This is a genomic window from Limnoraphis robusta CS-951, from assembly GCF_000972705.2.
The window spans coordinates 1-14,167 of record NZ_LATL02000047.1 but is presented as its reverse complement, the minus strand read 5'-3'; the positions used below and the strand labels follow the sequence as shown (position 1 = coordinate 14,167).

Here is a 14,167-nt window from a genome sequence, read left to right as displayed (position 1 = left end):
GATAAACTTCATCCCAAACCGATTTTATCTCCAGTTGACTGGGTTGAATATTCCTTTGAATATAAGCCGCCAACTCCAATAAACTCATGGCTTCAAAGCGGGATTTATCCCAGTTTAACAGCCAGTTATCTGTACGAAAGGGAAACGCCGGAAGATCGGCTTCGTTGTAAAGGTTTCCAACGGGATTATTTGCCCAACCATAACGAACCGCTACCGGTTGTTTAACGGCTTCACTGGTTAAAATTACCCGATTTCCTTCTATCTTTCCATCCGCCCAAAAAAAACGGTGGTTGCTTCCCGCCACAGCAAATCCTTTTAACTTATCTCCCTGAATTTTTAATCCTTTTCCCACAGAATCAAAGGTGACAGTGGCTTGATTTTCTTTAAATTCAACCGACCGATAACTAGGCCCCCTCCAAACTAAATCTTTCTCGCCGTAAACCTTCGCCATCGCCGCCAAAAATAACCGCTTTCCGGCTAACTGTTTATTGGGGGGATGAATATTGCTCAAATCATCATTTTCATCTAAAATATCAATAGTAGAAACCATCGCCGTATTCGGCAACTTTAACGCCTCTTTTTGGGCTTCTCGCAATCTCGGCCAGGGATCATCTTCGGAGGGATAGGTTTGTTTTTCCAGAAAATTAGCAAGTTCAACAAATAAAAAAGGAGCGTTATCATTTCCCGACAAACTTCGCCATTCTTGAATCAAACTTGGAAATAAAGTTCTATACTGCATCGCCTCTTTTGCATTGGCTTCTCCCTGCCACCAAATAAACCCTCTGGGTGTATAGGAAATAGCCGGATAAACCATACTGTTAAATAACTGGGCGGGTCTGGTTTGAGCATCTTTTTGTAGCTGCCAAAAGGCTAGAGTTTCGGGAAAATTTGCCGCGAGTAACGGTTGAGATAAAAACGTTTCAATTTCTCGGTTGGGAACCGCCAGATGTACAATTCCTATCGGAACGTTTAACTTTTGATGCAGTTCTTTGGCAAAAAAATAAGCCGTTGCAGGGAAACCTTGAACGGTTTTTGGGGTTGTTAATTCCCACTTTGCCGGAACGGTTTTTTGAGGTGTATTTGCAGGCCAGCCATTTTCTTTGGGTGAAGAATTCCCATCCCAAACCCGAATATTCGGAAAATTTGCTTGAGAAATTTCTTGTTTAGAATTATCACTGCGACTGACAAACCACCACATATTACTTTGTCCGCCTGCAACCCAAACTTCCCCAACTAACACATCTTTTAAGGTGACTTCTTCGGAACCTTCAACGGTTAAATTAAACGGCCCCCCCGCCTCGCCACTGGGAATTTTCACTTGCCATTTCCCGTCTACTTCAACGGGGGTTTGTACTTCCTGACCTCTAAATTTTACCGTGACAGTATTACCCGGTTTATCCCATCCCCAAAGGTTGACATCGGTTTGTTGCTGAAGTACCATGCGATCGCCTATAATTGAGGGTAACTCTAGCGTTGCTTCCGGATTTGAGTCCACCCCCAAATTTAGGCTAAATAAAAAAATTAGTCCCAAAAACGCAAAAATAATACTAATTTTTTTCATTGTTAGTTGAGTGGCTTCTAACAAAACCGACATCTGTGATCCTCCATTTTAATCAACCCGCCCTAAAATCTGAGGGTACGCGATCACCCCTGAATTGACAGTAGAAATGAGAATCTTTAATCCTCTCACCCACCCTACCTGTTATTTTGTGCATTTTGTCAAGAGGCTGATTTGCAACCCTTGCTGCTCTCTCAAAAACTCGTGCATCGCGCCTGCCAAAACTTAGTCCGGAAATGCTGACAATTAACCTAATAATCAGGGTTTCAGCCGCTATTTTTGCTTCAAGACACTAGAAGCCCTTGGGTGAGTTCTTCTTAAGAGTAGCAGAACCCCTATACTGTCGTCAACTTTTTAGGAATTATTTTCAATAAAAATTTGAGAATTTTCGATTTAGTTTTGAAGATTAAAACTATTTTCACAAAAAATATTTAAAAAACTTATGAAATTTGTCCTTTTTTGGGGTTAGGGGGTTGACAACTTTGGCGAAAACCAGGTATGATTATCTTATAATGGAAATATTGCCTAAAATTTTATTTTTTCAAACATCCCATTATTTAACTTACCTACAATCATACCAAAAATCGGCTCGGAAATCAACCCCTTTTTTCCGACCGGTTCTAGCAGAAGTCGTGAGATCATTGATCACCGTTTCCAATACTGAAATAAGACCTCCGCCGCTTCTGCTAAACTTTCCCCAAAGGTTAATACTCCGTCTTCATGTCCGGCCATCACGAGAATTTTTTGATGGGTTAAATCTTGTTGTTGAAATAAACGAAACATTTCCTCTGCCATTTGGGGTGTACCATAGGGAACTTCTGGGCGAGTTGTAGGAACCTGAAATAATAAGGTTCGCCAAAATTCGGGATGATGAACATGAATAATCGCATTGATTTTAGAGTTAAAACTGTAAATTGCGGCATGAGTCAGAGACTCTGAAGAGGCTTTAATCGGCCCTTGACACGTGAGGGAATTTTCAGTTAAATTAAACGCACAAACTCGGGTGTAATGTTCGGGTTGAAGCTTTGGTAAATGTCCGGTTTGAGTCCCAGAAACAATAAATTCTCGAGAATCTTTCAACCGAATGCTAATATTACCAAATCCAATCCCATTATCATAAACGCCAATTAAACCCAAAGCATAGAGATCATCGCGCCATTGCATTAAATCTTGAATAACATCACAGCTAATCGGTTCATCTTTCAGCCAGTGACAGTGATATTTGATAACGCCTTCATCCATAAATTTTAGGAAATAGTTTACAGTGGCCAGTGATGTAGGGGCGGGTTCCNTCGCGCCATTGCATTAAATCTTGAATAACATCACAGCTAATCGGTTCATCTTTCAGCCAGTGACAGTGATATTTGATAACGCCTTCATCCATAAATTTTAGGAAATAGTTTACAGTGGCCAGTGATGTAGGGGCGGGTTCCAAATTAATCTATGTTTTCCCACAGACAACCGATATAAACCCGCCCTAAACCCCAGTAGGGGCGGGTTCCAAATTAATCTATGTTTTCCCACAGACAACCGATATAAACCCGCCCCGAAGTCGGGAGGACAGGAGGTGGTAATGACTGGAAGGGCGGGTTCATAGAAGTTATTTATGAGAAGACAGAAATTTACTCGGAACCCGCCCCTACANGGAGGACAGGAGGTGGTAATGACTGGAAGGGCGGGTTCATAGAAGTTATTTATGAGAAGACAGAAATTTACTCGGAACCCGCCCCTACACCTGACACCTGACAGTTCCTGATAACGGGTCACTGTAAACTGTAAACTGTAAACTGCCTCTTGCTTGAGAGTCGCCCTATAATTTGGTGCCACATTCTGGACAAAAATGATTGCTAGCAACATTCTTGGTACCACAATTGCTGCAATACACTAATTCTGCCGCTTGTTCTAACTTTTTGCGTTCGGGTAGTCCCAACATTTGAGCATTACTCTTTCCGGGTGCCACCATCGGATAACAGTTTTCATCTCGACGCACTCGTACATCCATCAATACCGGGCCATCATAAGCCAGCATTTCCGCCAGCGCCTCATGTAGTTGATCACGATGAGTGACTGACATTCCCTTAACCCCATAAGCCTCGGCTAGCTTGACAAAATTGGGCATTCCCAATTCCATATTTGAGGAAGAATAGCGCTCCCCATAAAACGTTTGCTGCCACTGGCGTACCATTCCCTGCCAACCATTGTTAATAATCACGGTTTTGGCATGAATCCCGTACTGCNGCGCCTCATGTAGTTGATCACGATGAGTGACTGACATTCCCTTAACCCCATAAGCCTCGGCTAGCTTGACAAAATTGGGCATTCCCAATTCCATATTTGAGGAAGAATAGCGCTCCCCATAAAACGTTTGCTGCCACTGGCGTACCATTCCCTGCCAACCATTGTTAATAATCACGGTTTTGGCATGAATCCCGTACTGCATCAGGGTTCCCAACTCTTGAATATTCATCTGTATACTGGCATCTCCAGCAATACAAATTACTTCGTGATCCGGTAGAGCAACTTTTGCACCCATCGCCGCCGGCAGTCCATAACCCATTGTTCCTAAACCGGCGCTAGAAATCCACTGACGCGGCCCATTTTTCAAGTATTGAGCAGCCCACATTTGATGCTGACCCACATCCGTCGTGTAGTAGGCATCAGGCGCCATTTTCCCCAGTTCAGAAATCACCTCTTGGGGAGAAAGACTATCAGGATACAGAGGAACTTCTAGGGGATAATCTTCGCGCCAACGGTTAATCCGATCTAACCAAGCTTGAGTTTGAGTCTGGGGTGCAGGTTCTCCCGTTTCCCGACATCGACGCAACAAATCCACTAAAACCTGTCTGACATCTCCCACGATCGGAACTTCGGGGGCGCGGTTTTTCCCGACTTCCGCCGGATCAATATCAATATGAATCACTTCGGCGCGAGAGGCAAATTCTTCCAGTTTCCCTGTGACGCGATCATCAAATCTCGCCCCGACAGCAATCAACAAATCACATTCACTGACGGCAAAATTAGCATAAGCGGTGCCGTGCATCCCCAACATTCCCACAGACAGGGGGTGATTTTCATCAAACGCGCCTTTCCCCATTAACGTCGTTGTCACCGGAATTTGGAACAGTTCGGCAAGTTCGTGAATTTCGGCGTGAGCGTTGGCAGAAATCCCGCCTCCGCCAATATACAATAAGGGACGTTCGGCTTTGCGAATTAGGGCGATCGCTTGGTTAATTTGGCGCATATTGCCTTTAACCGTTGGTCGGTATCCCGTCAGAGAAACTTCCCCAGGATTAACGGGAATATAATCAAATTCCTCTAAACCGACATCTTTGGGAACATCAATTAACACAGGGCCAGGTCTTCCTGTACTGGCAATATGGAAGGCTTCAGCAACAATCGCCGCCATTTTTTTCGGGTCGCGGACTAAGTAGGAATGTTTGACAATCGGTAGGGTAATCCCAAAAATATCTGTTTCTTGAAAGGCATCTGTCCCAATGGCTTTGCGAGAGACTTGTCCGGTGACCACGACTAATGGAATGGAGTCCATATGAGCGGTGGCAATTCCTGTGACTAAATTAGTCGCCCCAGGACCTGATGTTCCAAAGCAAACTCCAACTCGACCTGTCGCCCGAGCGTAAGCATCCGCCGCATGAGCTGCCCCTTGCTCATGTCTGACGAGAATATGCTTGAGATCGCCTCCGGCTTCAAAACGATAGAGTTCATCATAAATCGGCAGAATGGCTCCACCGGGATAACCAAATATATGCTCTACTCCGTGACGTTTTAGGCTGTCCATCAGAGCAAAGGCACCCGTTGCGCGTTTTGCTGCTACTTGAGTTCTCAGTTGCACAGGTTTTCCTCTCTATTTGTTCCAATTTTGAGATAAAGCTACTATTCTAATAATAGTAATAATCCTTCTGTATTTTTTATTGTGCTATTTTTAACAAGATTTTACACAAATCTTCGGTATTTTTTATGAAAACAAACAAAAGCTCAAGCTTCTATTAATTCTAGAAGTTGTTGGATCGTTTGGTGAATTTGTTTAGGTTATTTTCAGCTTCTCAGCTTTCATTCGGTGTCAGTCTGAGTTACCTTATCTGAAGGTAGCATCTTACCTGTGTCGATTTGTTGTACTGTTTAGACGAGTTCCCTCAAAATCTTTCAAGGTGTCGTACTATTGATACTGGATTATAGCACATAGTGTATCATATGTTACGAATATTTTTGATCGGGCGGTGATATCAAGCATATGTCACGCTAAATCAAGTAGAAAACATTAGGAGTGAAGTACATTGAAAAAGATAGAAGCGATTATCCGGCCATTCAAGCTCGATGAAGTTAAAATTGCCCTCGTCAATGCGGGTATCGTCGGGATGACGGTTTCAGAAGTTAGAGGGTTTGGACGACAAAAAGGCCAGACCGAACGCTACCGGGGTTCTGAGTATNATCAAGCATATGTCACGCTAAATCAAGTAGAAAACATTAGGAGTGAAGTACATTGAAAAAGATAGAAGCGATTATCCGGCCATTCAAGCTCGATGAAGTTAAAATTGCCCTCGTCAATGCGGGTATCGTCGGGATGACGGTTTCAGAAGTTAGAGGGTTTGGACGACAAAAAGGCCAGACCGAACGCTACCGGGGTTCTGAGTATACGGTTGAGTTCCTGCAAAAACTCAAGGTTGAGATCGTCGTCGAAAACGATCAAGTCGATATAGTCGTTGATAAAATCATCGCCGCCTCCCGTACAGGTGAAATTGGGGATGGTAAAATCTTTATCTCTCCTGTTGAGCAAATTATCCGCATTCGGACTGGAGAAAAGAACCAAGAAGCTATCTAACAGTCAGCACCCCGCTCTAAAGAGACGGGGCATCATGCTTCTCTTTTTAGGTAGCTGACCAGCCTAAGTCCCTTGAGGACTACGTTATCNAGCACCCCGCTCTAAAGAGACGGGGCATCATGCTTCTCTTTTTAGGTAGCTGACCAGCCTAAGTCCCTTGAGGACTACGTTATCGGTGAAAAAAAACTGTAAACTTTAGGGGTAATTGATCAATTACCCCTACAACACTGGTTACTGTTCACTGTAAAGGTTGTTTGAGGAGTTCTTGCAGTTGGGGAAGCAACACTTTGAAAGCTTGGCCCCGATGAGAGATCAACTGCTTCTGTTCCGGTGACATTTGGGCAAAGGTTTTTTGTTCTGTCGGAACATAAAAAATGGGATCGTATCCAAACCCCCCATCACCTTGGGGAGTCTCCAAAATTTCTCCGGGACAGATGCCTTCTAGGTTTAACACGATCGAACCATCGGCACGGGCGATCGCAATGGCACAAACAAAGGCGGCTTTGCGGTGGGTTGAGTCGCCGAGTTCCCGCAAAACTCGTTGGATGCGATCGCTATCTGTCGCCCCATAACGGGCAGAATAGACTCCAGGCGCACCATTAAGCGCATCCACCGTTAAACCCGAGTCATCTGCGATCGCCCATTGTTTGGTGGCTTTAGCGACTTCTGAGGCTTTTAAGCAAGCATTTTCGATAAAGCTTTCCCCTGTTTCTTCGACTTCTATTTCATCGGGTTTGAGTTGTAATTCTATATCCAACTCAGATAAATAAGCTTTGATTTCTTCCAGTTTTCCCGGATTACCTGTGGCTACCACTAAAGTTTTAATCATCGGTTTAATCTTGTTGTGATTTAACGAAGTTCTCTCAATTGACGAGTTTCTGAGTTGAGATAAACGAGATCTTGACAAAGACTTGGTAACTCTGAGTTTATCACTTGATAACCCCCCTGTTTCAAGTCAAAACCCACAATTGCTTTCAGTTCCGATATCCAAACACCGCCATAAATAGAGGCTTGAATACTTCCACTTTCTCCGAGAATGATTTGAGGGGTTTGATTAAACTTTCCGGCTAAAGCGGCTTCTAGACTTGCTGCTGAAAATGCTAACAGTTGACCTTGTTCTCGATAAATTTTACCCTGTTCTAGACTCCGTTGATAATCTCGTTCATCCCAAGTTGAGACTAATAGTATTACTTCGTTTGTCGGTTCATGGCGATAAAGTTGAGGAAGTTCTAATTCTTCATATCCCGTTATTAAACTCGGATGAACTAACTCCCATTGTTTTAAATTATTCTCATCGGCTTTGAGTAACGCAATACAAGCATTTTTATGTTGAGGATGGTTTTCATTAATGATATGTTTAGCCGCTACTAACATATAATAACAATTTTCAACCTTAAAAATATAAGGATCGCGCCAAGCATGAGCGGTTCTATCTGAGGGGTTTTGGGTTCTAATAAAATAGCGAAACTCTGGATCAATCTCTTGAGGAGAAAGGCTAAAATTCCGATCAATCATCCAATTATTCAAATCATTAGATTGAGCTAATTTAATTGTTTGAACGGCGAAATAATCTCCTTCGGTTTGACGTTCGGTATAGAACATCAAGTAATTTCTGGGATAATTTTTAACGGTGCAACCTGTCCAAATCGATTGATTTTCGTGACAGTCAATGATATTTTTCTTTTGTATTTTAAAGCTTTGAAAATCCAAAGTTATGGCGTAGGTTAGCTGAGAATAAAGATGATGAGTTTCTATTTGTTTATATTGCCAATCAGCCGACAGTAAATAAACGTGATACAGTCGTTTTTCCGGTTCGTAGAGATACCAAAAATCCCAAGTAAATTGATTTTTCATAGTGAACCATTATCAGCGTAGGGGCGGGTTCCACCCAGATTAATGTTTCTCAGCAATCACCTCTATCAACCCGCCCAACCCGTTATTAGTCATCAGCGTAGGGGCGGGTTCCACCCAGATTAACGTTTCTCAGCAATCACCTCTATCAACCCGCCCTTGTAATCACCTTTAATACCATGTTCGCTTGATTAATTCTCTTGTAGGGATGGGGCGGGTTCACTTCAATCTCTGATGAATATTACAGATATTACAGAACCCGCCCCTACAAAATCATTGATTAATCGGACATGATCAAACCTCTAACTTTTAACCTGTTTACTGTCTTCTGAAGCGAACATTTACGAACAGCTACTCGCCCAATCTTTCGCCCAAGAAAGGGTTTGATTCACCTGTTTTTTATCGGCTGCTTCACAATATAAACGTAAAACAGGTTCAGTTCCACTAAAGCGAATTAATAGCCAACGATCATCAGCCAAACGGAACTTATAACCANCAGCTACTCGCCCAATCTTTCGCCCAAGAAAGGGTTTGATTCACCTGTTTTTTATCGGCTGCTTCACAATATAAACGTAAAACAGGTTCAGTTCCACTAAAGCGAATTAATAGCCAACGATCATCAGCCAAACGGAACTTATAACCATCCACTGTTAAACAATCTGTCACTGCTTGTCCAGCGATTTCTTTGGGAGGATTATTTTCTAATTGTTCGACTAAACGCGATCGTACCTCCATACTCGCCAAAGGTAAATCAATCCGATCATACACCGAAGAAAATCCAACTTTGTCTTGAAGACGGCGATAAATTTGGCTGAGATCTTCTCCCGACTGAACGATAGCTTCTAACAGGAACAAAGCCGATAGTAAAGCATCTCGTTCCGGTATATGAACGCCATAACCAACCCCACCAGATTCTTCACCCCCGACTAACACTTGAGAAGACAACATCCGATCGGCAATATATTTATAACCAATCGGTGTTTCATACAAGGATAAATCGTACAATTTGGCAATCCGAGGAATCAAATCAGATCCGCTTACAGTTTTGACAATTTCTCCACCAAAACCTCGACGAGTGGCTAAATGTTCGATTAAAATGGGAATCAAAATTTGAGAACTCAAGAAATTTCCTTCCCCATCCACCGCAGCGACGCGATCGCTATCGCCATCAAATACAAACCCCACCGCTAAACTGTCTTGAGAACGTTTATGGGTTTTAATTTGACGGAACAATTCAGGAATATATTTAGGTAATGGTTCCGGCGCACCGCCATCAAATAACGGATCACGATTGCTGTTAATTTCTCTAACGGAATCGCCTAAAATTCGAGCTAAACCCCCCGTAGCGGCACCGTGCATCACATCAACAAAAACGGTCAATTTACCCTGATTAATCGCTGTTTTAATCGCCTCAATATCAACCTTTGATTGTAACGTTTCACAATAAGCAGGCCAAGGATCAAAAGACTCTAATGTTCCGGGAATGTCTGCTTTGAGTTGAGGTAGATCGAGTCTTGCTTCTATTTCTTGCGTTACGTCTGGGCCAACCGACCCTCCAAATGCACCCTTAACTTTTAAACCTAAATATTTACCGGGATTATGGCTAGCTGTCAGAACCACCGCCCCTAAAGCCTGTTGTTGGTGAGCAACGAGACTGTAAGCCGGAGTCGGCGCGTAGCCTTGACTGAGTTTAACATCATATCCGGCCGCTTGAATCGCTTGAGCTGCAACTAGAGCAAATTCTTCAGCCAAAAAGCGTCGATCATATCCTACAAATACCGTGCGACTAGCAGCGTTATGACCATAGATTTCTTCTAAGACTTGAGCAGCCAGAGGAGCAACTAAAGCGACCCGTTCAAAGGTAAAATCATCAGCAATGACACCTCGCCAGCCATCTGTGCCAAACTTAATCGGTTTAGACATATCTCAGGATTGAAATTTTTTCAGGGTACAATGGAATGTGTTTCAGCGATCGCGGAATGTGAGTGGATAACAACCCGCACCCCCTCAGATTAAACTCACGCCCCTAATATTTTGAACAGGGGAAATGGAATTTAGATCTGCTGCCAGCCGATTCTAGAAATCATCAGCTTTTTTCGATTATCTCACATCTCCAGCCGGGAGCAAGGAAACCGGAAGTTGAGCTTTTCCTATCGCTTGAGTCGGGAGCGATCGCTCCCCATCATATAAAACAAGAGACGCGCATTGCACGTCTCTACAGAAGATGGAATTGAGAATTGATTTTCTCTATTTTACGAGTTTTCTAAATTTAGAAACTGGATTGGTGACGAATTAAGTTGAGGAATTCTTCACGGGTTTTTTGTTCATCTTGGAAGACTCCGAGCATCGCACTGGTCACCGTCCAAGACCCGGGTTTTTGTACTCCTCGCATCACCATACACATATGGCTGGCTTCGATCACAACGGCTACCCCTTGAGGTTCGAGAACTTCTTGTACTGCTTCTGCAATTTGACGAGTCAGGCGTTCTTGAACTTGTAAACGACGAGCATACATTTCCACAATGCGAGCCAATTTACTGAGTCCGATGACTTTTTGGTTAGGGATATAGGCGACGTGGGCTTTGCCCATAAAGGGGAGCATATGGTGTTCGCACATACTAAACACGGTGATGTCTCGAACTAACACCATTTCTGAGTGACCTTCATCAAAAATTGCCCCGTTTACGAGGTCTTCTAGAGATTGACTGTAGCCACTGGTCAAGAAGCGCATGGCTTCAGCAACTCGTTTGGGTGTTTTCAACAAACCTTCGCGTTCGGGATCTTCTCCTACCCCAAGCAACATGGTTCGCACGGCTTCCATCATTTGTTCATCTGAGACTTCCGTGAGGGGTTGGTATTCAACAGGATGACCATTTGAGCTAGAAGTCGTGCGATCAGGTCGGCTTTGGATGCGACTCGAAACATTTGCAGGTTTGGAACTATTTCCATTGGAAGCAATAGTCATGTAAAAAAATCCGGTAGTTTGGGAACCCCCGATGGGAATCGGTGGAGGAAAAACGGAATTAGCGAGTTTTTGAGGGGCTATAAACCCAGGAACCCACAAACCTTTACAACAAGAAACAAGAACAATAGGACTATTTGATCTCAAATAGACTTTTCACCTGGATCAAAATGCTCCCCCATGCGGCATCAGGGTTAATTCTTCGATCACCGCTTGTTGAGGCAACATCACAATCTGTAAAATCGACTCAGCGACAATTTCTGGAGTCAACATCGCCGAGCGATCAAAGTCAGCCTGAACGGTTTCGGTATCCCAAAGGGGAGTATTCACGGCACCTGGACAAATGGCTGTGACCCGAATTCCGTTTTGGCGTTCTTCTGCCGCTAGAGCTTTGGAGAGGGCCATCAAGCCAAACTTACTAACACAGTAAGCACCCCAATGGGGAAACACTTGTTGTCCTCCAATGGAAACAACGTTGACAATTGTTCCATTGGCTCTTTCGCGCATTCCTGGCAAAACCCCTTGAATACACTGAAAGACACTGGTGAGGTTGAGGTCTAACACTCTTTGCCACTCGGTTAGGGGTGTACTAACCAAGGGGCTAGTGTAGCCCATACCCGCACTGTTAACGAGGATATCTATAGGGCCGAAAGCAGCAGCAATAGTGTCGATCTGCTCATGCACTTGCTCAACTTTGGCTAGATCGAGAGCATAGCCATTGGCTTCTACTCCGGCTTGCCGTGCAAGTTTAGCAATGGTTTCCAATTGTTCCTCAGATCGACTGACTAAGGCGACATGAATTCCGGCTTTGGCAAAGGCAAGAGCTGTTGCCTTACCGATCCCACTACTTGCCCCTGTAATTAAGGCACGTCGTTCTATGGGAGAAGTCATTGACGGTTTGAGTAGTCTCTGATTGGACTGAACGGATTTGACATTTCTCCAGTTCAAAAACGTGGAGATTTTGAGCTGACGTTCAAAAACGTATGACTCACGGATTGCCGTTTGGCACTGTCATTATGCCCTAAAGACCTTGGCTCAGTTTGAACTGAGCTGTATCCCTAACTTTTGTTACATTCGCTAAGATCTGAAACATTTGTTGGTTTAGGTTATTCACCATGTTTTTAGATCCCCACTCCTGCAACTCTATTAGGCGACTGGCAAGGATTTAGCCTGCCGCTACGTTTGACTCGGTTCGCGAGTCTACGCCACGCACCGCCTTTTCGCTTGCGGTGAACGGATGACCCACTGTTGGAATACAGTAGCCCTCACGTCGAGGATGTTGTAGCAAATCTGTTAATGGCAAATCTGAGAAAGTTGTAAAGATTTGTTACTTTTATAGTATACCATCTTCAGGTTTTTCCCAAATACCGATTAAATCGATCTCTTCGAGAAGATACGGTGAAGGATTAAGCAGAAGGGATCAGCAAGATCGGTCTAACTTTTGTGAATATAGAAGCGGTGACTCGTTGACTATTAGGAGTCTCTATTCCATCTTCTGGAGCGATCGCCCCAAAATTCTGGTGATGGTGTTAGACAGGTTCTTCGGCAAAAATCCCCATATGGCGGAATTTCTGATAGCGCATTTCTCGGCGTTGCTGGCTGCTTAGACTGATTAATTCCTCTAAACATTCCAGTAAGGCTTGTTTGAGGTGTTCGGCGGCTTCGATGGGGTTGGCATGGGCGCCGCCGTCGGGTTCGGGTACAATCCGATCAATAATCCCCAAATCTTTTAAATCTGGAGCGGTAATTTTGAGGGCTTGGGCGGCTTGTGGGGCTTTGGAGGCATCTTTCCACAAAATCGCGGCACAGGCTTCTGGAGAAGCCACTGTATACACCGAATGCTCCAACATTAACAAGCGTTCTCCGACGCCAATCCCTAATGCACCCCCTGAACCCCCTTCTCCGATGACAGTGCAGATGATCGGCACATCGAGGCGAAACATTTCTCGCAAGTTGTAAGCGATCGCTTCTCCTTGACCGAGTTTTTCGGCATCTACTCCTGCCCAAGCCCCTGGTGTATCAATAAAGGTAATAATCGGCATTCCAAAACGGTTCGCGTGTTCCATCAACCGCATCGCTTTACGGTAGCCCCCTGGTGCGGCCATGCCAAAGTTACGCGCCACATTATCTTTGGTATCGCGGCCTTTTTGATGACCGAGCATGACTACAGGTTGTCCGGCTAACCGTCCAATTCCTCCCACCAAGGCTGGATCATCGGAACCGGAGCGATCGCCATGCAGTTCGACCCACTCCTCGCTCATGGCTTGAATGTAATCTAAGGTACTGGGACGACGAGGATGACGAGCCAATTGCAGTCGCTGTGAGGGAGACAGGGTGCTAAATATCTCGTGTCGCAGTTGAGTCGCACGGGCTTCTAACTGATGGATTTGATCGGAGACATCAACGCCGTTTTCCTCTGCTAACTGGCGAATCTGGTTTATGCGAGATTCTAGCTCGGCTAGAGGCTTTTCAAAGTCAAGTAGGATGGTTTTGCGGTTTGGACTTGCCACACTCAGAGTTTTGATCGCATGGGGTACATAGTTTGTATTGTATCTAAAAACGAGACACTTTTAATTTTCACAAATCTAGTCACCACAAAGACACCAAGACACGAAGAAAAGAATTTATCGGGTGTTGGAGAGCAATTTTTGATAGAATCTTACTAACTGCTCGGCTAAGGCTTGATTGGTATAACTTCTCAAAGCGCGGTTCATAGCCTCGGAGCGCTAATTTTTCCGCTTGTTGAGGATTTTCCATTAACTGACGTATACAGTCGCCTAATGCTTCTGCTTTTCCCTCGGGAAATACTACCCCCGCTTCTCCAATTACATGAGGAATTTCACCGGAGTCTGAACCAATAACTGGAACTTTACAGGCCATTGCTTCGATTAATACATGACCAAATTGTTCTTTCCATCCGACTGCGGTGAGGGTTTTAAATTTGTAGGTGGTTTCGGAG

Annotated in this window: 11 protein-coding genes and 4 pseudogenes; 2 read left to right on the top strand and 13 right to left on the bottom strand. The window is 44.2% G+C overall.

The features are described 5' to 3' along the window. The 4 genes and pseudogenes from WN50_RS03750 to ilvB form a co-directional block, all read right to left on the bottom strand. Positions 1-1,594: sialate O-acetylesterase (locus WN50_RS03750; RefSeq protein WP_049557929.1), on the bottom strand; the 1,594-nt coding region annotated here is incomplete at its 3' end. Positions 1,595-2,203: 609 nt separating this feature from the next. Beyond that, positions 2,204-2,800 (bottom strand): class II aldolase/adducin family protein, encoded by a 597-nt coding sequence (locus tag WN50_RS03745; protein ID WP_046278344.1) that lies wholly within the window; start codon positions 2,798-2,800, stop codon positions 2,204-2,206. 568 nt (positions 2,801-3,368) lie between these two features. Then, a pseudogene (locus WN50_RS35790) lies at positions 3,369-3,795 on the bottom strand (thiamine pyrophosphate-dependent enzyme); the annotation flags it as partial. A gap of 1 nt (position 3,796) precedes the next feature. Next, positions 3,797-5,408: biosynthetic-type acetolactate synthase large subunit (gene ilvB / locus WN50_RS03740; RefSeq protein WP_235440825.1), on the bottom strand; the 1,612-nt coding region annotated here is incomplete at its 3' end. 442 nt (positions 5,409-5,850) lie between these two features. On the opposite strand from ilvB, the pseudogene WN50_RS03735 reads away from it, so the two are divergent. Together WN50_RS03735 and WN50_RS03730 are read left to right on the top strand one after the other, a co-directional pair. Continuing rightward, positions 5,851-6,003 (top strand): annotated as a pseudogene (locus WN50_RS03735) (P-II family nitrogen regulator); the annotation flags it as partial. A 53-nt stretch (positions 6,004-6,056) separates the two neighbouring features. Beyond that, positions 6,057-6,395, top strand: a complete 339-nt coding sequence (locus WN50_RS03730) for a P-II family nitrogen regulator (RefSeq protein WP_046280758.1) — start codon at positions 6,057-6,059, stop codon at positions 6,393-6,395. Positions 6,396-6,633: 238 nt separating this feature from the next. Here the strand turns inward: WN50_RS03730 and rdgB are convergent, their stop codons facing one another. From rdgB to WN50_RS03695, 9 genes and pseudogenes are all read right to left on the bottom strand, one after another. After that, positions 6,634-7,224, bottom strand: coding sequence for an RdgB/HAM1 family non-canonical purine NTP pyrophosphatase (gene rdgB / locus WN50_RS03725; protein WP_046280848.1), 591 nt, complete (start codon positions 7,222-7,224; stop codon positions 6,634-6,636). Positions 7,225-7,244: 20 nt separating this feature from the next. Further along, positions 7,245-8,249 (bottom strand): glycoside hydrolase family protein, encoded by a 1,005-nt coding sequence (locus WN50_RS03720; RefSeq protein ID WP_046280849.1) that lies wholly within the window; start codon positions 8,247-8,249, stop codon positions 7,245-7,247. Positions 8,250-8,587: 338 nt separating this feature from the next. Continuing rightward, a pseudogene (locus WN50_RS33185) lies at positions 8,588-8,741 on the bottom strand (phosphoglucomutase/phosphomannomutase family protein); the annotation flags it as partial. Between the two features lies 1 nt (position 8,742). Next, positions 8,743-10,169, bottom strand: a 1,427-nt coding sequence (locus tag WN50_RS03715; RefSeq protein WP_152964694.1) for a phosphoglucomutase/phosphomannomutase family protein, incomplete at its 3' end; no start/stop codon positions are given. Between the two features lie 346 nt (positions 10,170-10,515). Then, complete coding sequence (folE, locus tag WN50_RS03710; protein ID WP_046276687.1) at positions 10,516-11,211, bottom strand: GTP cyclohydrolase I FolE; 696 nt, start codon at positions 11,209-11,211, stop codon at positions 10,516-10,518. A 162-nt stretch (positions 11,212-11,373) separates the two neighbouring features. Then, positions 11,374-12,099 (bottom strand): SDR family oxidoreductase, encoded by a 726-nt coding sequence (locus tag WN50_RS03705; RefSeq protein WP_046276685.1) that lies wholly within the window; start codon positions 12,097-12,099, stop codon positions 11,374-11,376. Between the two features lie 274 nt (positions 12,100-12,373). Further along, positions 12,374-12,511 carry a hypothetical protein gene (locus WN50_RS34535; protein ID WP_160315327.1) on the bottom strand — a complete coding sequence of 46 codons (138 nt, stop codon included), beginning with the start codon at positions 12,509-12,511 and terminating at the stop codon, positions 12,374-12,376. A gap of 226 nt (positions 12,512-12,737) precedes the next feature. After that, complete coding sequence (accA, locus tag WN50_RS03700; RefSeq protein WP_046276684.1) at positions 12,738-13,718, bottom strand: acetyl-CoA carboxylase carboxyl transferase subunit alpha; 981 nt, start codon at positions 13,716-13,718, stop codon at positions 12,738-12,740. Between the two features lie 114 nt (positions 13,719-13,832). Beyond that, positions 13,833-14,167 (bottom strand): annotated as a pseudogene (locus tag WN50_RS03695) (glycosyltransferase); the annotation flags it as partial.